The sequence below is a fragment of the Staphylococcus hominis subsp. hominis genome, assembly GCF_002901845.1.
GTDB classification, from domain to species: domain Bacteria; phylum Bacillota; class Bacilli; order Staphylococcales; family Staphylococcaceae; genus Staphylococcus; species Staphylococcus hominis.
The window spans coordinates 1-775 of sequence record NZ_PPQE01000013.1 but is presented as its reverse complement, the minus strand read 5'-3'; the positions used below and the strand labels follow the sequence as shown (position 1 = coordinate 775).

Sequence of the window (775 nt, the reverse complement as noted above, 5' to 3'; positions counted from 1 at the left end):
ATCTTCTGAGTTATCTCCATCTGATGAATCATTGCCTGCTCCATCTCCTGAGTTGTCTCCATTTGATGGATTATCACAATTTTCTCCTACAACAACTTTTGTTGGGGTAGATACTTTACCATCTTTATCTTTTTCAACAACAGTAATTACATCACCTTTATCAAGGTCTACGCCGTCTGGAATATCAACAGTCCAATTACCATCCTCATCAATGTTGCCTTCTGAAGTACTACCATCTGGGAATGTAACCACAATTGTGTTGCCTGGTGTACCATCTGTTCCCGTAACTTCAGTATCATTATCATCAACCGGGTTAACCGTTGGCGCTGGAATATCAATCACATCACCTACTGTAATCGTTGTTGATGCTTCTTCTGTAGAACCATCTGGATACGTTACCGTCACTGGTATAACTATAGATGTTCCTGGTACTGCATCTTCCGAAGGTTTTACAGTTAATTCACCAGTATTATGGTCAACTGTTACTTCCCATCCTGATGGAATTTTCGATTTATCAATTTCATATTGAGTGCCATCCGGCATTGTATTATCACCAGTTTGTGGCACTTTGATTGTTTCTCCAGGATCTACTGTTACATTATCATAACTTGGATCATTAGTATTCGCTTGTGTTTCTTCTCCGACTGTTACAGGGACTTTAACATGATCTTTTGTTCCATCTGGATACGTTACCGTCACATCTACTTCTGTTGTTCCTGGTGTATTACCGTCCGGTAATGTACTTGGATCATCAACTGTAATAGTTGGTGTTCCT

General features: G+C 39.7%; 1 protein-coding gene. It reads right to left on the bottom strand.

From position 1 onward, the window contains the following. The coding region (locus tag CD034_RS01115; RefSeq protein WP_219727358.1) for a Rib/alpha-like domain-containing protein at positions 1-775 on the bottom strand (775 nt) is incomplete at both ends.